The 21,558-nt window shown below is 64.2% G+C and carries 14 protein-coding genes; 8 read left to right on the top strand and 6 right to left on the bottom strand.

Translation table 11 applies throughout. The features are described from left to right. Nucleotides 1-254 precede the first annotated feature (254 nt). Complete coding sequence (locus ACMFWR_RS16155) at nt 255-2,528, top strand: Orn/Lys/Arg decarboxylase N-terminal domain-containing protein (RefSeq protein WP_413192612.1); 2,274 nt, start codon at nt 255-257, stop codon at nt 2,526-2,528. A 209-nt stretch (nt 2,529-2,737) separates the two neighbouring features. Here ACMFWR_RS16155 and argH read toward each other — a convergent pair whose 3' ends face one another. The 4 genes from argH to ACMFWR_RS16135 form a co-directional block, all read right to left on the bottom strand. Beyond that, nucleotides 2,738-4,144, bottom strand: coding sequence for an argininosuccinate lyase (gene argH / locus ACMFWR_RS16150; RefSeq protein WP_413192611.1), 1,407 nt, complete (start codon nt 4,142-4,144; stop codon nt 2,738-2,740). A gap of 159 nt (nt 4,145-4,303) precedes the next feature. Continuing rightward, nucleotides 4,304-5,122: an anti-sigma factor domain-containing protein gene (locus ACMFWR_RS16145; RefSeq protein WP_413192610.1), complete on the bottom strand. Its 819-nt coding sequence runs from the start codon at nt 5,120-5,122 to the stop codon at nt 4,304-4,306. Next, nucleotides 5,119-5,691, bottom strand: coding sequence for an RNA polymerase sigma factor (locus ACMFWR_RS16140; RefSeq protein ID WP_413192609.1), 573 nt, complete (start codon nt 5,689-5,691; stop codon nt 5,119-5,121). Before ACMFWR_RS16140 ends, ACMFWR_RS16145 begins: the two co-directional genes overlap by 4 nt. A 293-nt stretch (nt 5,692-5,984) precedes the next feature. Further along, a complete protein-coding gene (locus ACMFWR_RS16135; protein ID WP_413194928.1) occupies nt 5,985-6,824 on the bottom strand; it encodes a helix-turn-helix transcriptional regulator in 840 nt (279 codons plus the stop codon). A gap of 306 nt (nt 6,825-7,130) precedes the next feature. Here ACMFWR_RS16135 and ACMFWR_RS16130 point away from each other — a divergent pair, with 306 nt between their 5' ends. From ACMFWR_RS16130 to ACMFWR_RS16120, 3 genes are all read left to right on the top strand, one after another. After that, nucleotides 7,131-8,774 (top strand): filamentous hemagglutinin N-terminal domain-containing protein, encoded by a 1,644-nt coding sequence (locus ACMFWR_RS16130; RefSeq protein WP_413192608.1) that lies wholly within the window; start codon nt 7,131-7,133, stop codon nt 8,772-8,774. A gap of 3 nt (nt 8,775-8,777) precedes the next feature. After that, nucleotides 8,778-9,179: a hypothetical protein gene (locus ACMFWR_RS16125; RefSeq protein ID WP_413192607.1), complete on the top strand. Its 402-nt coding sequence runs from the start codon at nt 8,778-8,780 to the stop codon at nt 9,177-9,179. Between the two features lie 92 nt (nt 9,180-9,271). Further along, nucleotides 9,272-11,029, top strand: coding sequence for a ShlB/FhaC/HecB family hemolysin secretion/activation protein (locus tag ACMFWR_RS16120; RefSeq protein WP_413192606.1), 1,758 nt, complete (start codon nt 9,272-9,274; stop codon nt 11,027-11,029). Nucleotides 11,030-11,170: 141 nt separating this feature from the next. Here ACMFWR_RS16120 and ppc read toward each other — a convergent pair whose 3' ends face one another. After that, nucleotides 11,171-14,194: a phosphoenolpyruvate carboxylase gene (gene ppc / locus ACMFWR_RS16115; RefSeq protein ID WP_413192605.1), complete on the bottom strand. Its 3,024-nt coding sequence runs from the start codon at nt 14,192-14,194 to the stop codon at nt 11,171-11,173. A gap of 276 nt (nt 14,195-14,470) precedes the next feature. Here ppc and hemC point away from each other — a divergent pair, with 276 nt between their 5' ends. The 4 genes from hemC (at nt 14,471) to ppa (ending at nt 19,962) form a co-directional block, all read left to right on the top strand. Then, on the top strand, nt 14,471-15,469 hold the full coding sequence (gene hemC / locus ACMFWR_RS16110; protein WP_413192604.1) for a hydroxymethylbilane synthase: 999 nt from the start codon (nt 14,471-14,473) through the stop codon (nt 15,467-15,469). An 86-nt stretch (nt 15,470-15,555) separates the two neighbouring features. Continuing rightward, complete coding sequence (gene hemDX / locus ACMFWR_RS16105; protein ID WP_413192603.1) at nt 15,556-18,102, top strand: fused uroporphyrinogen-III synthase HemD/membrane protein HemX; 2,547 nt, start codon at nt 15,556-15,558, stop codon at nt 18,100-18,102. A gap of 4 nt (nt 18,103-18,106) precedes the next feature. Beyond that, nucleotides 18,107-19,300: a heme biosynthesis protein HemY gene (locus tag ACMFWR_RS16100; protein ID WP_413192602.1), complete on the top strand. Its 1,194-nt coding sequence runs from the start codon at nt 18,107-18,109 to the stop codon at nt 19,298-19,300. Nucleotides 19,301-19,434: 134 nt separating this feature from the next. Next, a complete protein-coding gene (ppa, locus tag ACMFWR_RS16095; protein ID WP_413192601.1) occupies nt 19,435-19,962 on the top strand; it encodes an inorganic diphosphatase in 528 nt (175 codons plus the stop codon). Between the two features lie 211 nt (nt 19,963-20,173). On the opposite strand, the gene ACMFWR_RS16090 is transcribed toward ppa, so the two are convergent. Next, on the bottom strand, nt 20,174-21,514 hold the full coding sequence (locus ACMFWR_RS16090) for a GNAT family N-acetyltransferase (protein WP_413192600.1): 1,341 nt from the start codon (nt 21,512-21,514) through the stop codon (nt 20,174-20,176). Nucleotides 21,515-21,558: the final 44 nt, after the last annotated feature.

Genomic DNA, 21,558 nt, shown 5'->3' with positions numbered 1-21,558 from the left:
GGTGCGGCGCGATCTCGCCCGGTATGCGGGGCGGGCTCGCGTGAAGGCCTCCGGGGGTGCGCAGACTCGCGAGCGCCACCGCAGGCAACTTGGTATGGTGTGTGCGCGTGACACATTGGCGACATGCGCGCGACACAGGATCGGGGTCATAGCCCCAACACACGGCGGGTCGCGCCCACAAGGCGCGCCGCAGCTGAATTTGTTCGATATCCAGGCCCGCACTGTCGCGGGCCATCGCTTTTGGAGCACCGCCCATGAAGTTTCGCTTTCCGGTCGTCATCATCGACGAAGACTTCCGCTCGGAGAACATCTCCGGTTCGGGCATCCGCGCACTGGCGGAGGCGATCGAAGGCGAGGGCATGGAAGTGCTCGGCCTCACGAGCTACGGCGACCTGAGTTCGTTTGCTCAGCAGGCCAGCCGCGCATCGTGCTTCATTGTGTCGATCGACGACGATGAATTCATCACGGCGACCGAAGACGGCAACGTCGAGGAGATCGCGCTCGCGATCGTCGCGCTGCGTGCGTTTGTCGAGGAAGTGCGCCGCCGCAACGCGGATATCCCGATCTTCCTGTACGGTGAGACGCGGACGTCGCGCCATATTCCGAACGACATCCTGCGCGAGCTCCACGGCTTCATCCACATGTTCGAGGACACGCCGGAGTTCGTTGCACGCCACATCATCCGTGAGGCGCGCACCTACCTCGATTCGCTGCCGCCGCCGTTTTTCCGCGCGCTCACGCACTACGCAGCCGACGGCTCGTATTCGTGGCACTGCCCGGGGCACTCGGGCGGCGTCGCGTTCCTCAAGAACCCGCTCGGCCAGATGTTCCACCAGTTCTTCGGCGAGAACATGCTGCGCGCCGACGTCTGCAACGCCGTCGACGAACTCGGTCAGCTGCTCGACCACACCGGTCCGGTTGCCGCGTCGGAACGCAACGCGGCGCGCATTTTCAGCGCCGATCACCTGTTCTTCGTGACCAACGGCACGTCGACGTCGAACAAGATCGTCTGGCACGCAACGGTCGCGCCGGGCGACATCGTGCTCGTCGACCGTAACTGCCACAAGTCGATCCTTCACGCGATTACGATGACCGGTGCGATTCCGGTGTTTCTGTCGCCGACCCGCAATCACTTCGGGATCATTGGCCCGATTCCGCGCAGCGAATTCGAGCCGGAAAACATCAAGCGCAAGATTCTTGCGAATCCGTTTGCACGTGCAGCGCTCGAGAAGAACCCGAATGCACGCCCGCGGATTCTGACGATCACGCAAAGCACCTACGACGGTGTCATCTACAACGTCGAAATGATCAAGGACCTGCTCGGCGATATGCTCGATACGCTTCACTTCGACGAAGCGTGGCTGCCGCATGCCGAGTTCCATTCCTTCTACCAGGACATGCACGCGATCGGCGCGGGCCGTCCGCGCACGGGTGCAACGGTGTATGCGACGCACTCGACGCACAAGATGCTGGCCGGCATCTCGCAAGCTTCGCAGATCCTGGTTCAGGAGTCGGTCGACGGCAACTTCGACAAGCACCGCTTCAATGAAGCGTATCTGATGCATACGTCGACGAGCCCGCAGTACGCGATCATCGCGTCGTGCGACGTCGCGGCCGCCATGATGGAAGCACCGGGCGGCACGGCGCTCGTCGAGGAGTCGATTGCCGAGGCACTCGATTTCCGCCGCGCGATGCGCAAGGTCGACGCCGAATATGGCGACGACTGGTTCTTCAAGGTCTGGGGTCCGGAACACCTCGCCGAGGAAGGCATCGGCGATCGTGAGGACTGGATGCTGCGTCCGGGCGACCGTTGGCACGGCTTCGGCGATCTGGCCGAAGGCTTCAACATGCTCGACCCGATCAAGGCGACGATCATCACCCCGGGTCTCGGCATCGACGGCGATTTCGGCGACACGGGTATCCCGGCTGCGATCGTGACGAAGTACCTGGCCGAGCACGGCATCATCGTCGAGAAGACGGGTCTCTACTCGTTCTTCATCATGTTCACGATCGGCATCACGAAGGGTCGCTGGAACAGCATGGTGACCGAGTTGCAGCAGTTCAAGGACGATTACGACAGCAATCAGCCGTTGTGGCGCGTGCTGCCTGAGTTCGTCGCGCAGCATCCGGCCTACGAGCGTACGGGTCTGCGTGATCTGTGCGACCAGATCCATAGCGTCTACAAGGCGAATGACGTGGCGCGCGTGACGACGGAGATGTACCTGTCGAGCATGGTGCCGGCGATGACGGCGACCGAAGCCTATGCCAAGCTCGTTCACCGCGAGATCGATCGCGTGAAGATCGACGAACTCGAAGGCCGTGTGACGAGCATTCTGCTTACGCCGTATCCGCCGGGTATTCCGTTGCTGATTCCGGGCGAGCGTTTCAATGCCATCATCGTCCAGTATCTGCAATTCGCACGCGAATTCAACGAACGCTTCCCGGGCTTCCATACGGATATTCACGGGCTCGTGGCGGAAGTCGTGAATGGCAAGGTCGAGTATTTTGTCGACTGCGTGCGGGATTAAATGAGCGATAAGTGCGCGATAAGTGCGCGATAAATGAGTCAGTTCATTGCCCGATTTATCGGGCAATGAAACAGAGATTGGCGGGTGATTTGCCGAAGTAAATAATATTTCGGCCTTTCAATGCAGCCAATAAAAAGGGCCGCTCCGATGATTCGGAGCGGCCCTTTGTTCGTTGGGCGCCGATATGTGATCGGACGCCCGGGGAGCGATCAGGCCAGCGACTTGCGCGCCTCGGCAATCGCCGCCTTCACGCGCGACGGCGCCGTGCCGCCGATATGGTCACGGCTGGCGACCGAGCCTTCGAGCGTCAGATAGCTGAACACGTCGTCGCCCAGCAGCGAAGCGACGGCCGGCAGGTCGGCGCGCATCTGTTCAAGCGACAGGTCGGCGAGATCGATGCCGCGCGTTTCGCAGATCCGCACGGCATGCGCGACCGCTTCGTGCGCATCGCGGAACGCGAGACCGCGCTTGACGAGATAGTCGGCGAGATCGGTCGCGGTCGCAAAGCCTTGCAGCGCGGCAGCGCGCATATTGTCGGCCTTGACCGTGATGCCCGCGACCATCTCGGCGAAGATCCGCAGCGTGTCGGCCACCGTATCGACCGTGTCGAACAGCGGTTCCTTGTCTTCCTGATTGTCCTTGTTGTACGCGAGCGGCTGGCCCTTCATCAGCGTGAGCAGCGCCACGAGGTGGCCGTTGACGCGTCCCGTCTTGCCGCGTGCGAGTTCGGCGACATCCGGGTTCTTCTTCTGCGGCATGATCGACGAGCCTGTGCAGAAGCGGTCCGCCAGATCGATAAAGCCGACGCGCGGGCTCATCCAGAGCACGAGCTCTTCGGACAGGCGCGACACGTGCGTCATCACGAGCGACGCCGCGGCCGTGAATTCGATCGCGAAGTCGCGATCCGAGACGGCATCGAGCGAATTGCGGCAGACGCCGTCAAAGCCCAGCGTCTTCGCCACGCGTTCACGGTCGATCGGATAGCTCGTGCCGGCCAGCGCAGCGGCGCCGAGCGGAAGCTGGTTCACGCGCTTACGGACGTCGAGCATGCGCTGCGCGTCGCGCGTGAACATCTCGAAGTAGGCAAGCAGGTGATGACCGAACGTCACCGGTTGAGCGACTTGCAGGTGCGTGAAGCCCGGCAGGATCGTTTCGGCATGCTGATCCGCGAGATCGAGCAGGGCGGTACGCAGACCGCCTAGCAGGTCGCCGATGCGATCGATCTCGCCGCGCAGCCACAGGCGGATATCGGTCGCGACCTGGTCATTGCGCGAGCGGCCCGTGTGCAGGCGCTTGCCGGCGTCGCCGATCAGCGCCGTCAGGCGGGCTTCGATATTCAGGTGAACGTCTTCGAGGTCGAGTTGCCATTCGAACTCGCCGCGCTCGATTTCACCGCGGATCTGCGTCATGCCTTGTTCGATCTTTGCGAGATCGTCGGCACTGATGATCTTCTGCGCGGCGAGCATGCCGGCATGGGCGAGCGAGCCCTCGATGTCGACGAACGCAAGGCGTTTGTCGAAGAACACCGACGACGTGTAGCGTTTGACGAGCTCGGACATCGGCTCGGAGAAGCGGGCAGACCACGCTTCGCCTTTCTTGTGAAGTTGGGACGTCATGGTGAGGTGCAGTTAGGGACAGCGAGTCTCGCCGCGGGCGTGCGCGGCATTGCGCGACCGTGTCGAGCGGCCAGGGCCGCTGTGTGCGGTCGACGGGGTCGGCGAATTATACCAACCGTGCCGCGCCGGACCGCCGCGCGTCGACACGGCGGTTGCGCATCAGCTCGCGGGGACGAGTTTGCCGGTGAGGATGACGGGTCCCGTCGGTCCATTCGGATTCGGCGAACCACCGGACGGTTCGACCGAAATGGCGAGCACGGCGTAGTTCTGCGGCCGGTGCTGAACCTTGAAGACCGCCGCGCCTTTACGGGGCAGCACGCCGAGCGATACCGGGGTGCCGCTCGACGGAATCCCCCAGAGTTGCAGGTCACGCCCGCTTGGCGCAGCACTGTCGCTGAGCCGGCGCAGCGTCACGGTGCTGTGGGCATCGTCCCACGTCACCAGCATGGTCGAATGCGACTGATCGTCATGGAGCACCGACACATAGGCGACACGCGACTCGCCGGGTGCGCCGAGCGGTACAGTCGGTGCGATGCTGCGCAAGGCAATGACGATGGACACGATCGCCGCGGCCACGGCGACGCCGGCGATGCCGCGCCAGACGCTGAGCGATTCCCACCAGCGCGGCGCGGGCCGGGCGGGTGCCGCCTCGGGCTGTGGCGGAATAACGGTGGGTTGCTGGGGACGCTGTGGACGTGCGGGCGATGGCGCCCCGCTCGGCGCATCTGCGCCCCGTGTGGCGGAGGCGAGCCCGAGGCGGCTCTCGATGGCAAGCCAGACCGAGCCAGGCGGCTCCACGGCGCGGCCCAGCTCGCTCATCGCGTCGAGCCGTCGTTGCCACTGCTGGATGGCCTGATGAATGGCCTCGCTGCTGTTGGCCAGGGTATCGAACCGGTGGCGGGCGCGCCCGCGCAACGTGCCGAGCGCATATTCGGCAGCGAGACGGTCGATGAGCTCGGGGCGTCGATGCAAGTTCATGCGGCCCCCAGACACGTTTTGAGTTTCTCGAGCCCGCGCCGTATCCACGACTTGACCGTGCCGAGCGGCACGCGCAACGACGTCGAGACTTCGCTGTGGCTCTGGTCCCGCAGATAGGCGAGCGCGATGGCCTGACGCTGTTCGGGGTCGAGCACGTCGAGACAATGCGCGAGCGCGCGCGCCTCCTGACTGATCGACAGGGCGTCGGCGGGCTCGACGTCGCCGGAAGGCAGCAACTCGTCGAGGCTGTCATCCCATTCGCTCTCGGCGGTCGCGCGTACGCGCCGCAGGTGATCGAGCGCGCGGTGCCGCACGATCGACGCGAGCCAGGTCATCGGCGCCGCGAGGCTCGCCTGATAGTCGCCGGCATGCCGCCAGATATTCACGAAACTGTCTTGCAAGACTTCCTCCGCCCATTCGCGTCTGACCAATATACGCAGGGCGAGTCCGAACAGTTTCGCGGAGGTCAGATCGTAGAGGGCGCGCAAGGCCGTCGGGTCGGCGCCCTGGATGCGGGCGAGCAGATCGGCGAGCGAATCGGGCGTGGGTTCCGGACGTGTCGCTGGCATGGGCGGGTAGTCGAGAGGAGAACGCGCGGGCTAAGTGGGCCTAAGTGAGTTTAGGCAGGCCAAGCGGACTCATAGTAACCAGAAAAACGCACGGCCATGAAGTGTCGGAAGGGGAGGCGGTAAACGGTCGTTCGAATCGGAGCGATATCAACGCTTCAACGCAGTAATCAGGTGCTTGGGGCCCCGTCCAACCCGTTCTGACCCAGCCCGGCTCGGCTCGGTGCGCGCAACCTCAGTCGCACGTTCGACGCGAGGTTTGGCGTCCGGGTAGGGCGACAGGCACACGACGGCGCCTACGTCGATCCGTTCCCGGAGGCGTCGCTACGGTAAGCCGTACCGTCGAACGGGATCAGCGCCACAAACTTGAGATCGTCGCGCAGCGCGGGCTTGAGCGTGATCTGGTCGAAGCGAAGCAGGCCGTGCACCGGGTGGTTGAAGTCGCGCACCCCGCCTTCGCGTTCGCCGACGTCCTGCGAGCGCCAATACAGCGCGAAGTCGTCGCTGCTGGTGAGGAGGTTTTCGATCAACGTCCGTGTCGGCGTGTCACTCAGATGCCGGCTCGAATCCGCGCGGAATTCGCCCACGAGGCGGCGCGCACGGGTGCTCCAGTCGACAACGAGTTCGCGCGCACCGGGGCTCGTGAACATCCAGCGCAGCAGGTTGTGATCGTCACCGTCACCGAGCAGCCCCACGAACAGATCGCTCGCGCGCGTGTTCCAGGCCAGCGCCGTCCACTGCCGGTCGAGCACGTACGCGGGCGCATTGAGCAGGGCGACGCTCGCAATCAGCGCCGACGGCGCGTCGCTGGCACCCGCGGTCGGTTCGGCCGGATCGCGCAGCGCCGCGAGCTCGAACAGGTACGCACGCTCGGCACGAGTGAGCCGCAGCGCGACCGCAATCCGGGCCAGGGCGTCCGGGGATGCCGAAACCGGACGGCCTTGCTCGATCCACGTGTACCACGTCGGGCTGACGCCGCAGAGTTGCGCGACCTCTTCCCGGCGCAAACCCGGGGTGCGCCGCCGGTTTCCGGGCGGCAACCCTGCGGCGTCGGGCGCCAGGCGTTCGCGATGGGCACGAATAAAGTCGCCCAGCTCGCGCGCCGGCGAGCGCGGCGGCGCAGGGTCCTGCCCGATGGGCGGTGCGGACGACTGCGGCGAAGCGGGCGGATTCGATGGCATGGGTCAGGGGTGAGCACAATCAGTAACAGGATAAGCGATCCACTGTACCAGTAGTAGAAGGACTCGTCGTCGTGTCCCCGATAGGTCATGGCAACGGGAACATTTCTGAAAGTCGCTGTCTTCTGTCCTGTATTTCGCCGGGTAAGTCGGCCATACGGCTATCAGTCTTTTCCCATTTTTTGCCAGGTTGCACTGATCAACCGGACCCGCCGCTAGAGTCGTTGGCGTTATCGCGACTCGATATTCAAGGAGGGTAACCGCATGGGTGCACACAACTTTCAGCGATGGAAACGTCGTTCGTGGTTCAGTCGGATTGTGGTCGTCTCACTGGGATGCATCTGGATGGGTGAAGGCGTACGGGCTCAATCCGGTCCACCGATCGTGCCGGCAGAAGGCAGCCCTCATGCGCCGTCGGTCGTTCAGCAAGGCGCGGTACCGATCATTAACATTAATGCGCCGTCGCCCGGCGGCGTGAGCCGCAATGAGTACGAGGCCTTCAATGTCCCTCGCGAAGGCGCCGTGCTCAACAACACGGGCGCGAGTGGTCATTTGACGCAAGTTGCCGGCGCGGTGGCTGGCAACCCGAATTATTCCGGCGATCAGGCAGCGTCGCTGATCCTCAATGAAGTCACGGGTACGACCTGGACTTCGATGCTCGGGGCGCTTGAAGTCAACGGGCACGCTGCAGACGTAGTGGTAGCGAATCCGAACGGCATCTTCTGCGGAGGGTGTTTATTCAACAATATTCCGCGCGTCGTGCTGACGACGGGCAAGCCTTTTTTTGATGCAGAAGATCGGCTCAGCGGCGTTCGCGTGACACGCGGCGAACTCGTCGTGCACGATGCGCTGGGTGCCGATTCCGTCGCACGCCTTGACCTGTGGGCGAAAAAGATCGTCGTCGCGGGCACGGTGCGGATCGAGCAGGGCGAGTTGTTCGCCGTTGCGGGCAACACCATCGTACGGGACCGCGGCAGGCACGACACGCCGACCGTCGAGCCTGTCGGCGGCGAGCCGGTCCGGCCCGCAGGTCCGCACGGCTCGCCGGATCGTACGGACGAATGGGGCATCGACGTGATGCATCTGGGCGGCGTCTTCGCGGGACGCATTGTGCTGATTGCATCCGGTGACGATATCGGTGTGCGCAATCTGGGGCGCCTGTATGTCGACGAGAAGCCCCCGAAGGGACCCGCAGGCCGATCGAACGACACGCCGGGCCGACGAATCGATATCCGCACGCGCGGCCTTTTCGAAAACGCCGGACGGATCGAGTCATGGCACGCCGTCGACATCCGGTCCGACGGGATCTTCAACCGTTCCACCGGCGTGATGGATGCCGTCGATGTCCGCCTTCACGGCGGGCGTCGGGTGGCCAATGAAGGCCATATTCACGCAACGTTCGCGGTCATCGCGGCCGACGAGGTCACGAACTACGCCGGCAAGGTCGCGCCGTGGCAATTCCGAAGAGAGCGCGACGCACAATGGCGAGCCCAGTATGACGCCCTGAAGTCCGGGCATGTCGACACACGCGAGCGACTGACGGTCGCGACGCAGCGCCTGTTGAACGGCCCCGGCGCGCAGATGCGATCTGACGCAGACCTGCGCATTCACGGCAACGCAGGGCGATGGTCGTCGCAGTACGCACCACCGGCCGCGCGCGTGTTCAGCAACCACGGTGTCGTGCTCGCGCAGCGCAGTCTCGACGTATCTGCCGACGCAATCCAGAACTGGAATGAGAGCCTCAAGATTGTCGGCGGGCCACGGCAGCGCGACAGGGTCGTTGAATATGTGGATACCCATTCGCAACGAAGCTATGCCCAGCGTGACGTTCGCCACGTCACGGTGAATGGCGTGCCGATGCTCGAGACGCACGACGGCCAACGGATCTCCCACTACACGCGGTATTAAGTCGTGCGAGACATCGGCAGTCAGATCGCGGCCGAAAGCCTCCCGGGCAGACTCGAGTCAGGCGGCGACATGCGGCTGCGCGGTAACGTCGTCAACGACAAGGGCGAAATCGTGGCGGGCATGCGTTTCCGGCATCAGCCGATCAAGCCGGACCAAACCATCCGAACGATCGATGCTGTCGGGAAGCGCGTGCAAACCGACAACGGCGTGAGGATTACGACGTTCGTCGGCCCGTGTGCCGATGGAATCTCGCAGTGCCGGCATAGCAATGCGCCCGTCAGGATCGAGAATGTGTGGCAGGCCGAATATCATCCGCTCAAAGTCGGATTTATCCGGGAGGGCGGACGCGACCTCAGCGAAGTCGACGTGCGCGCCCGGAGCATGCGGTCGGGGCTTGCACCGTGACAGCCGGGCCGAACGGTCGAGCGTTGCGCCGGCTGTTCGCATGCGTTGCACTGTGCGGGTGGGCGCGGATCGTCCACGCGCTCGAATCGCCCGTGCATGCCGATGCAGTGCTTCATTCGCAGTCCGAGGCCGCGTCGGCACAGATGCAGCGTGATCGCGACCAGCGCGAGGCCGAAGCGCGTGCACGAGACCTGATCGCGCCCGATGTGCGAGGCGAGATCTCGCATGCCGGCGCTGACGAGGCCGCCGCGCTTCCGGTCGAAGCTCCCTGCTTCGTTCTCGAGCGGTTTGAACTTGCCGTGCCGCAGACATTGCCCGCCGAAGCCCATCGTGCGGGCGCGTCGGCACGGCCGACGGATCCGTTCGCGTTTGCGCTTGCGTGGCTCGACCCCTATCGCGGTCAATGCATCGGCGAGCGCGGTGCGCAGCACATCGTCGACGGACTCGGCGCACAGGTGCTTGCCCGAGGCTATGTGACCACGCGGCTTCACATCCCGCAGCAGGATCTGTCGTCACGCGTGCTCAGGATCGATCTGATACCCGGCCTGATTCATGCGATTCGGTTTGACGGCGCACTGGATCGCACGTCGTGGCGCACGGCGTTTCCGTCCGGGCCGGGTCATATCCTGCGGCTGCAGGATCTCGAACAGGCGCTCGTCCAGTTCAAGCAGGTGCCCGGCCAGGATGCGTACTTCCGTGTCGAACCGGCGAACGAGCCCGGCCAAAGCGATATCGTCGTGACGCTGGAGCGTGAGCGACCGTGGCGATTGAGCGGCTCAGTCGACAATGGAGGCGTTACGCAAACCGGCAAGCTGCAGGGGACGCTCTCGCTGAGCGTGGATAACCCATTGGGGCTGAACGACCGGTTCAATGCTGCGCTGAGCCATGACCTCATGCTGGGTCAGCGTGGCAGGGGTACGCGGGGTTGGAGCGCGTACTACGCCATACCGTATGGTTTCTGGTCGTCATCGCTCACGGCTTCCGAAAGCGCCTATTCGCGGCGCGTCGCACCGCAGGGCTCGCGTCATGCCGCTTCGGGCACCTCGAAGGTGTTCGAATGGCAATGGGCCCGGCATCTTTTGCGCACGCATTCGGCCACGCTTGGCGTTCAGTTCCGGCTCGGCAGACGCTTTGCGCGCCATTTTTTACGGGATGTCGAAGTCAAGGTGCAGCGTGTCAACACCACGCACGTGCAATGGGGGCTCATCGAGCGTCACTACTTCGGAGACGTGCAGGTCGATTCCCTGCTTGCCTGGCGGCAGGGCGTGCGCTGGTTCGGATCGCATGAGGGACCGGCGCATGACGGGCCGACTTATCACTATCGGATGGCGCTGCTCGATACGAACGTGTCCGTACCCGCGAATTGGGGGCGATGGCGCCTCACCTACACGTCGGCGTTTCATGGCCAATGGACGCCTGACCGGCTTTATAAGATCGACCAGCTTGCAATTGGCTCGCGCTGGACCGTCCGTGGCTTCGACGGAGAGCAGGTGCTTAGTGCGGAGCGCGGGTTTTACTGGCGCAACGATCTCGCCATGGCGCTTCCAGGAAGCGGCAACACGTTTTACGTGGGGGTGGACTATGGGCGCGTGTTCGGCCCGGGTACGGAGTGGGGGAGCGGCACGCAGCTGATGGGCGCGGTGATCGGTTGGCGGGGCATCATCGGACGGCGCGCGTCGGCGAGCCGTTCTGCAGCTGCCTCAGCGCCGACGCAGGCCCTCACATTGGCCGACACGGGCCTGCCTGGCGTGCTGAGCTACGACATTCAAGCGGGCGTGCCAGTCTGGACGCCCCAGGGCTTCTCGACGGCGCCGATCGCCGTGGGGTTCCAGCTTGCGTACCAGTATTGAAACTGCGACAGATACAGTGACTGCGATGGATACAGTCATTGCGATGCATACAGCGACTGCAAGTAGTACGGTTCCCGCGAGGGATACATCACCGACACCCATGCTGATGACGACCAGCACGGGTGTCGGGTGCGATGGTGCTTAGCCCGTATTGCGCAGGCCCGCCGCGATCCCGTTGATCGTCAGGTGGATGCCGCGGTTCAGGCGCTGGTCGTCCATGCCCGAGCGGTGCCGCTTGATGAGCTCGACCTGCAAGTGATTGAGCGGATCGAGGTACGGGAAGCGGTTCTTGATCGAGCGTGCGAGCAGCGGATTGGCCGCGAGCCGCTGCGCGTTACCCGTGATTTCCGACAGCACCGCCGACGTGCGTTCCCACTCGCCGACGATCCGGTCGAACACGTGCTTGCGCAGCTTCTTGTCCGTCACGAGCTCCGCATAGCGCGATGCGACCGCGAGGTCCGTCTTCGCCAGGACCATGTCCATGTTCGACAGCAGCGTGGCAAAGAACGGCCAGGTCTTGTTCATCTTGCGCAGTGTCGCGAGACGTCGCGCCCTCTCGGCCGGCGTGGCCGATGCACCGAGCCACGACTCGACGGCGCTGCCGAAGCCATACCAGCCCGTGAGCAACAGCCGGCATTGACCCCACGAAAAGCCCCAGGGGATCGCGCGCAGGTCTTCGATCTTGCGCTGCTTCGGATCCTGCAGCTTGCGCGATGCAGGACGGCTGCCGATATTGAGCTCCGCAATCTCGTTGATCGGCGTCGACTGGAAGAAATAGTCCTTGAAGTTCGGCGTTTCGTAGACGAGGTCGCGATACGAGGCCATCGCCGCGTCGGACAGCGCTTGCATGGTTTGCTCGAAGACCGGCAACTGGTCCGGCGCATTGCGATCGGGCAGCAGCGAGGCCTCGAGCGTGGCGGCGACCACCGTCTCGAGATTGCGTCGGCCGATCTCCGGGTTACCGAATTTGCTCGCAATGATTTCGCCTTGCTCGGTCAGGCGGATCTGGCCGTTGACCGTGCCCGGCGGCTGCGACAGGATGGCCTGATACGTCGGACCACCCCCGCGGCCCACGGTGCCGCCGCGGCCATGGAACAGGCGCAGCTTCGTGCCGCGTTGCTCGAACAGTGCGACGAGCGCGAGTTCGGCACGGTAGAGCTCCCAGTTCGACGTCAGGAAGCCGCCGTCCTTGTTGCTATCCGAGTACCCGAGCATGACTTCCTGCTCGCCGCCTTGTTCCTCGACCACATCGGCAATGCCCGGCAGGTCGAAGAAGTCGCGCATGATGTTCGGCGCGTCGCGCAAGTCGGCGATGGTTTCGAACAAGGGAATGACCATGATGCCGCAGCTCGCCGGCGCTTTCGCGTCGCCCAGCCGGCCGTTGAACAAGCCCGATTCCTTCTGCAGCAGCATGACTTCGAGCAAGTCGCTGACCGTCTCGGTGTGCGAGATGATGTAGTTGCGCACCGCGCGCGCGCCGAATCGCTCGCGGATCGAGCGCGCGGCTTCGAACACGGCCAGTTCGCTGACCGTGCGGTCCGAGTAGTCGAGCCACGACGAGCGCAGCGGGCGCGATTGCGCGAGCTCGGCTTGCAACAGCGCGACCTTTTCGCTTTCGCTGAGCGTCGTGTAGTCGGCGATGACACCGGCGTTCGACAGCAGTTCGGCGATCACCGCTTCGTGGATATCCGAACTTTGACGCAGGTCGATGCTTGCGAGGTGGAAGCCAAAAATATCCGCGGCGCGCGCGAGCGGAATCAGGCGCGGCCGGGCAAGCGACTCGCCGTGATTCGCCATGAGCGAGTCGACCAGCACGTGAAGGTCACGTGCAAAGTCCGCCGGGCGAGCATAAGGCAGCGCGTCAAAGGTCTCGCGCGTGCCGATCGTGTCTTCGCCGAGCAACTCGCGCGCCGTCGCGGCGAGGCGCGCGTAGATGCCGACGAGCGCACGACGGTACGGCTCATCGCTACGGTGCTCGGACTGATCGGGTGATGCGTTGACCAGTTCCTGCAGCTCGTCGCTCGTACCCGCGAGCAGGCTCGACACCGGGAGTTCGGCGCCCAGCGCGTGCACTTCCTCCAGATAGTGTTCGAAAATCGTCGTCGCCTGGCGCGTGATCGCACGTTCGAGCGTTTGCGCCGTCACGTTCGGATTGCCGTCGCGGTCGCCGCCGATCCAGTTGCCCATCTGCAGAAACGGCGGCAACGTTGCAGCGATGCCGTGCTCGGCCAGCGACTGCTCGATATCGTCGTAGAGCGCCGGGATTTCCGACAGGAACGTGGTGCGGTAGTACGACAACGCGTTTTCGATTTCATCGGCGACGGTGAGCTTCGCGTTGCGCAGCATCCGCGTTTGCCAAAGGATCGTCACGCGCGCGCGCAGCAGGGCCGTGTTGTGCTCGCGCTCACGCACGGTCAGGTCCTGGTCGCGTTCAGCCAGCAGACGCGCGATGTCGTGCTGCGCATCGAGGATGCTCTTGCGCTGCACTTCGGTCGGGTGGGCCGTCAGCACGGGGACGATCAACGCTTCGTCGAAGAACTGCTGCAGCTTCTTTGCACAGTTCCGGTCGACTTCCTTGAGCCGGTCGAGCGCGTGTGCCACCGTCGAAGGTTGCGATACCGACCCGGCGATCGCATGAACGCGGCGGCGACGGTTGTGATGGCGGTCTTCCGCAATATTGGCCAGATGCGAGAAATAGCTGAACGCGCGCACCACCGAGTTGGTTTGCTCGCGGTTCAGCTTGTTGAGCATCTTGTCGAGCTTCTGCGCCGCTTCGCGATCGTCTTCGCGGCGGAATTTGACTGCGGTCTGACGAATGGTTTCGACGACTTCGAAGACTTCGTCACCCTCCTGTTCACGCACGACGTCGCCGAGCAGGCGACCGAGGAAGCGGATGTCCTCGAACAACGGCTGGTCCTTGTCTTCACGCGCACGGGGCGTGGCACTCTGACCGTTGACGGCGGGTTTGCGGCCGACCGGCGCGCTTTTGGCGGCGCCGCGCTTGGCCGGCGCGGGTTTCGCGGCTGGCCGGGCGGGGGATGTCGTGGCGGGCTTTGCTGCAGTGCGCGTGGCCGACTTGGCCTTCGGCACCGAGGTCTTGGCAGCCGCCGCGGTCTTCGACTCGGGCGCCTGTGCCCGTTTGGTCGTGTCTCCGGGCGTCTTCATGGTGGTCCTGGCCGCGTTGGAGCGGGTGGCGGCGATACTGCGCTTGGCAGAGCGGGTACGGTCCTTACCGAGAGACGTCACGATGTTTCCTCAATGAGCATGGGTCATGGCACCGCATGGGTGCGTGCTACCATGTTTTCTTATGTCCACCCCTTGGCCAGAGCCCCTGACAAAATGATCGACTCGCCGTCGCGCGGTTTAGACGTTCCGCACGCAACGCTCAATCAATGGTTCATCCGCGAGGCCGGATGGTCCGCATTTTGTCAGGGTCTCTGAATGAATACAGGGGTGGTGTCTTCTTCCCAGCCGCCTAAGAAGCTGGTGATCGCGTCGCGCGAAAGCCGCTTGGCGATGTGGCAAGCTGAACATGTTCAGGTTGCACTGCAAAAATTATATCCATCTTGCGACGTTTCGATCCTCGGAATGACGACGCGAGGCGATCAAATTCTTGATCGCACGCTGTCGAAAGTCGGTGGAAAGGGTCTTTTTGTTAAGGAACTCGAAGCGGCGCTGGCCGATGGACGCGCCGATCTGGCGGTGCATTCGCTCAAGGATGTGCCCATGGATTTGCCGCCTGGCTTCGCGCTGGCGGCGGTTCTGGACCGTGAGGATCCGCGCGATGCGTTCGTCTCGAACGACCATGCATCGCTCGACGACTTGCCCCCGGGCAGCGTGGTAGGCACCTCGAGTCTGCGTCGCGAGGCACTGTTGCGTGCACGCTACCCTCATCTCGTGATTCAGCCGCTGCGCGGGAATCTTGATACACGGTTACGAAAACTCGATGCCGGCGACTACGCGGGCATCATCCTCGCCGCGGCCGGACTCAAGCGACTGGGTCTCGCGGCACGCATTCGCAGCGTGCTCGAACCCGAGGTCAGCCTGCCGGCAGCCGGACAAGGCGCACTCGGTATCGAAATTGCGGCGGCACGCTCTGACGTCGCGCAATGGCTTGCCCCGTTGCATGACGCACGGACTGCGTTTGCGGTCAGCGCGGAGCGTGCGGTGTCGCGTGCACTTGCCGGCGGTTGCGAAGTGCCGCTCGCCGCGTATGCGGACTGGCATGACGAGGATGGCCAGCAACGTCTGCATCTGCGCGGCTTTGTCGCGCTGCCCGACGGCTCGCGCATCCTGCGCGCCGAGGGGAGCGCGCGGCCGGCCAGCGAAGCGGCCGCCGATGCACTCGGCCGCGAGGTCGCCGAGGCACTGGCCGGGCAGGGTGCGCGCGAGATCGTGCAGGCTGTCCGCGGCGTCAGCGCGCCGCCCGAGAACGCATGACGCAAGGGCCGGCTGTGCCCGACCATTCGCCGGATCCGTCCGGTAACCCGCCGTCGCGGCCGCAGCGCGACGACCCTGCGCCCGCTATGTCCGACACTCCCGACACGTCCAGTTCGTCGACGGCTCGTGCCGTACGCGCAGCCGGTCCGACTCGAGTCATCCTGACGCGGCCTGCGGGCCAGTCCGCGGCGCTTGCCGCGTCCCTGCGCGAAAACGGATGCGAAGCCGTTGAATTTCCGTTGATTGCCATTGCGCCGGCACAGGATCCCGCGCCGCTCGATGCCGCGCTCGGGCGGGTTGGCGACTGTGCACTCGTGGTTTTTGTCTCGCCGAACGCCATCGATCAGGCCTTCGCGCGCTTCAAGGGCGTCTGGCCCGAACACGTGCCGGTCGCGGTCGTCGGCCCGGGGAGCATCGCGGCGCTGTCGCATCACGGGATCGCCGCGCCCGGATATCGGGTCATCGCGCCTGACGGCGCAGCGGTTCAGGCGCGTGCACTGACCGGCGGCCCGGAGACGTCGAGACCGGGCCCGTTTGCTACGCCGGGGTCGTCATCGACAACTGCATCGCCTACGGTACCTGTCGCCGCCGCAACCCCGCAGCCGGACGCGGGAACGACGCCGACCCGGAGTGAGGCGCAACGTGCCGCGGCCGCTCGAGCCGTATCAAGCGACAGTTTCTTTGCCCCGCCGCCCGATCCTGTCACCGTCGACGCTGCTGCGGCGGCAACGGCGGAAGGCTCGACTGTCAGCGCATCGACCGACACGCCCGTCGACCCGGACTCGGTGCGCTTTGACTCGGAAACGCTGATTGCCGCGCTCGAACGCGAGTTGGGCCTGGCTTCGCTCGCCGGGCGGCGCGTGCTGCTCGTGCGCGGCAATGGCGGACGCGAACTCGTCGCCGACACGCTGCGTGAACGCGGTGCTGAAGTCGAGCCGGTCGTCGCTTACCAGCGCAGCGTGCCGGTGCCGGATCCGGCGGCGTTGACCCAGGTGCGGCGCTGGCTGACGGAGCAGCACCCGGAACGTGACCCGGTCTGGGTCGTGACCAGTTCCGAGGGCGTGCGTAACCTGTCGACGCTCGCCGAAATTCATTTCGACGCTCGGGAACAGGCTGCGCTGCACCGCGCGCGTTTTGTCGTGCCGCATCCGCGCATCGCCGAATCGGCTCGAAATGGCGGGTTTGGTACAGTTACGATCAGCGGAGCAGGCGATGCGGCGCTGATACGCGCGATTCTTGCCCTGGACGCCGGGGTTGAAGGCGATGCCAAAGCCAGGGTCGAAGACCCGGCTTTGAACGCAACGACTGCGGCACAAGCGTCGCAGAACTCGCGGGGTGATGCGCCACAACCCGAAACGCCGCGTGCCGATGTGCACGCTGGCCCGTCTGTCAATTCAGCCACCGGAGATCGGGCCTCGACGGACCCGTCTCCGCGGACCGGTGCGACTCCGGCCGCTTCATCGACTCCTCGCGGAGCTTCATCGAGCATGACTGATTCGAAAGACACCTTGACACCGACCCCCATGCCGCCGACGCGCTTCAGCGCGAGCGGCGCCGACCGGCCCGCACCGTCGGGCCGGCAACGCGGACGCCTCTTGCTCGCATGGCTGGCCCTGATCCTCGCCGTGGCGGCGGGCGTCGGCGCGTACGCGTTGAACCGCAAGCTCGACCGGATGGAGCGCGCGCTCAACGACCGTCAGCAGACGAGCGAACGCACCGCCGCGGCTTCGACGCAGGAAAGCACGCGCGCCTTCGAATTCGCGCAGCAGACCGACCGGCGCCTGTCGCAGATCGAAGGCAAGCTGGCCGATGCGCAGGGGCAGCAGCAGGCGCTGCAAAACATGTATCAGGACCTCGCGCGCGATCGCACGCAGTGGACGTTGTCGGAGATCGAGCAGATCGTCGCGAACGCCAGCCAGCAGCTTCAGCTGACGGGCAATGTGCAACTCGCGCTGTTTGCCCTGCAGAACGCCGACGCGCGCCTGTCGCAGACCGAAGGCGCGCAGATCCTCGCGATTCGCAAGGCCTTCGCGCAGGACATCGACAAGCTCAAGGCGACGCCGAACGTCGACATCGCCGGCCTCGCGATCAAGCTCGATGATGCGATCGCACGCATCGACTCGCTGCCGCTCGCGGGCGAAGGCCCCGTGCCGCAGGCAGACTCGGCGTCATCGTCGGCGGCCGCGTCGACGGATACCAGCTCGGCTGCGTCGGCCACGGCCGGTGCGACCGGTGGCAATGCCTTCTCGAATGCGGTCAAACGCTTTGACGCTTTTTGGGGTGAGTTCGGCACACGACTGCTGCACCAGCTCTCCGGCGTCGTTCAGGTTCGCCGCATCGACAACGCCGACGCGATGCTGGTTGCGCCGGATCAGGGGCAATACGTTCGCGCGAACCTGCGCCTGCGCTTGCTGTCGGCGCGCCTGTCGCTGCTCTCGCGCGATCAGAAGACGATGGACTCGGACCTCGACGCCGCGAATGCCGCGATCGCGCATTACTTCGATCCGAATGCACCGGCGACGCGTACCGAGCGCGACCTGATCGCACAGGTACGGCAGGCATCGACCGCGGTCGAGCTGCCGAACCTCAATGCGAGCCTCGACGCGATCCATCAATACAAGAGCGGGGACTGACGCGATGGCGATGCGTGCTCTCTTCTGGCTGGTCCTGCTCTTTGTCGCTGCGGTCGTGATCGCGTTGTTCGGCCATTTCGATGCGGGGCAGGTGCTGATCGTCTATGACCCGTATCGGGTCGACATGTCGCTGAACTTTGCGATCGTGGCGATCGTCGTCACGTTTATCGTGCTGCACATCGTGATCCGCACGGTGCGCAATATCTGGAAGATGCCCGATCGCGTAGCGGCCTATCGTGCGCGCTCGCGTGCCGCGAAGGCGCATGCGTCGTTGCGTGAGGCCGTCGCGAATCTGTTTTCAGGCCGGTTCTCGCGCGCCGAGAAAGCGGCGCGCGATGCAGGCGTGATCGGGGAAAACCAGCCGCCCGCCGCGATCATCGGCGCGCTCGCTGCACACCGCATGCACGAATATGCGCGCCGCGATGCGTGGCTCGAGCAGATTTCCGAAAAGGACTGGCAGGATGCGCGCCTGATGGCGAGTGCCGATATGCGGGCCGATGCGCGCGACGCCGAGGGCGCTTTGAATGCGCTCGCCGAACTCGAAGCGCAGGGCGTGCGACGCCTGCATGCGCAGCAGATTGCGTTGCGTGCGCATCAGCAGCTCAAGCATTGGCCCGAGGTGCTCAAGCTCGTCAAGCAACTCGAAAAGCGCGAAGCGATTCATCCGGCCGTGGCATTGCGGCTGCGTCAGCTCTCGGCTGAAAACCTGCTGCGCGACCGGCGCCACGATTCGGTCGCGTTGCTCGAATGCTGGGACGGCCTGCCGCTCACCGAGCGCCAGACACCGCGCATTGCGGATCTCGCCGCCGATCTGTTGCTCCAGCTCGACAGGCCTCGCGAGGCACGCAAGATCGTCGAGGATGCGCTTGCCCAGCAGTGGGATGCGCGGCTGCTGCGCCGTTATGCAGACTGCGGCGGCAGCGAGGCGCTGCCTTTGATTCAGCGCGCCGAGGGCTGGCAGGAAGATCATCCTGACGATGCCGACCTGAAGTTCACGCTCGGCCGGCTCTGCCTGCAGCAACAGCTGTGGGGCAAGGCGCAGGCCTTCCTTGAACAGTCGCTTGCGCTTGCGGGTGAGAACGACACGCTGAAGGTCCGTGCGCATCGCGCGCTGGCCCGGCTCCATGAAGAACTCGGCAATACGCTCGAGGCGAGTTCGCACTATCGTGCGAGTGCGCTTGCCGTGAAGCTGACCTGAGATCGGCCAAGGTCTCGCCGCTGGCCGCCAGCGGCGAGGGCCCGGCGGCCTTGCCGCTATAATTGCGGCCGACAACATTTCCCCGAACGGCGCGTTGCGCGCCGACCGACAGACCCCCTGAAACAGAGAACACCATGAGCTTCGATCGCGTGCCTGCTGGCAAAGACCTGCCGTCCGATTTCAACGTCATCATCGAGATTCCCGCGCAAAGCGATCCGGTCAAGTACGAAGCCGACAAGGAAATGGGCCTGCTCGTCGTCGACCGTTTTGTCGGCACGGGCATGCGTTACCCGGTGAACTACGGCTTTATTCCGCACACGCTGTCGGGCGACGGCGACCCGGTCGACGTGCTGGTGATCACGCCGTTCCCGCTGCTGGCGGGCTCGGTCGTGCGTGCGCGTGCACTGGGCATGCTGCAAATGACCGACGAGTCGGGCGTGGATGCGAAGCTGATCGCCGTGCCGCACGACAAGGTCTGCCCGATGACCGCGCATATCAAGTCGATGGACGACGTGCCGGGCTACTTGAAGGACCAGATCAAGCACTTCTTCGAGAACTACAAGGCACTCGAAAAGGGCAAGTGGGTCAAGGTTGAAGGCTGGGTCGGCATCGAAGCCGCCCACAAGGAAATCACCGACGGCGTGGCGAACGCGCAGAAGTAAGCTCCGTCGTTCGCTACGGCGGCCCGGCGTGGTCGCTGTCGCAATCGGACTGGAAAAAACCCGGCGAATGCATGACCGCCGGGTTTTTTTGCGCCATCAGTTCGGCTTGGCGCTCGGCTGGATCATCGAATATTCGCCAAAAACGCCATATTCGCTGAACAGCGAATATCGACGCACGGGCGGCGCCGCAGGTGTCAAAAGATTTTCCATTTCATTCGCAAGCCGGACCGCTTGCCTCGGGCGTCGGGTGCCTGAACGGGTCATGCTCGCGCAGCTCATCGACGTAGTTCTGCATATGCGCGGTTTCCTGGGCGAGGAACCGCTCGACCGCATCGGCGAATGACGGATGGGCGAGCCAGTGCGCGGAGTGCGTGACGGTCGGCAGGAAGCCGCGTGCCATTTTGTGTTCGCCTTGCGCGCCGCCTTCGAAAGCTCGCAAACCTTCTTCGATGCAGAATTCGAGCGGCTGGTAGTAGGCCGTTTCGAAGTGCAGGCAGGGGATGTGTTCGATGGCGCCCCAGTAACGTCCATAGAGCGTGCCGCCGTCGATCTCGCGTTGGTAGACGACGAGTGAGCTCGCGACGGGCTTGCCCTCACGCTCGCCGATGACCATCAGCAAGTTGTCGGGCATCGTCTGTCCGATCGTCCTGAAGAAATTCAGATTCAGGTACGGACTCGAATAGTGATCGCGGTAGGTCTGCTGGTAACAGCGATTGAAGAATCGCCAGTCGGCTTCGGTAATGTCGGGGCCCTTGATTCGACGCATCGTCACACCAGCTTCCTGAACCTTTCTGCGTTCCGCTCGGATGTTTTTGCGTTTCTTTTGCTCGAGCGTCGCGAGGAAATCGTCGAAGCTCTGATAACCCGGATTTTCCCAGTGAAACTGCACGCCGGTTCGAGCCATCAGGCCGACCGCGTCGAGCACGGTCGCTTCTTCGTCGGTCGGATAGAGAATGTGCAGCGATGACACGCCGGATTCTTCGGCGAGCGCGCGTAACGTTGCGGCGAGGGTCAGGCGGCTTTCGTCGTCGACGGCCATCAGGCGCGCGCCGGTCACGGGCGTGAACGGTACGGCGCAGAGCAGCTTCGGGTAGTACTCGAGACCATTGCGCCGATACGCATCGGCCCAGGCCCAGTCGAACACATACTCACCGTACGAATGGTCCTTGAGATACAGCGGCGTGGCAGCCACGAGTTCTTCGCCTTCGAAGCTCGTCGCGCCGATCTTTTCGTTGTCACCGAGGGTATGGACGACACCGTCGTCCGCGCCGTTTTCGTCGCTGGCGTTGTCCGCCACATGTGCGACCTGTGCGACATTCGCGTCGTCCGTGTCGCCTTGCCCATTCTTCGAACTGTTACCCGTCGTGCGCCATATCGTCACGAAGCGCGGCGCCCACCCTGTTTCGGCCGTCGCGCAACCGGCGGTGGTCAGCGCGCTTAGGAATTCGTGCCGGAGAAAGGGTGTCGGGCGTGGCTGCTTTGCGAGCAGGGCGTTCCACATTTCGGCATCAAGGTCTGCCGGTGAGTCAACGATGCGCGTGCGATAATCCATCAGAACTGGATGACTCCGAAAGCCTCGCCGATCAAGCGCGATGC

The sequence above is a fragment of the Pararobbsia alpina genome (assembly GCF_965118125.1).
Taxonomy (GTDB): Bacteria; Pseudomonadota; Gammaproteobacteria; order Burkholderiales; family Burkholderiaceae; genus Pararobbsia; species Pararobbsia alpina_A.
The sequence above is the reverse complement of the archived record's forward strand: the minus strand, read 5'-3'. Positions and strand labels throughout refer to the sequence as shown.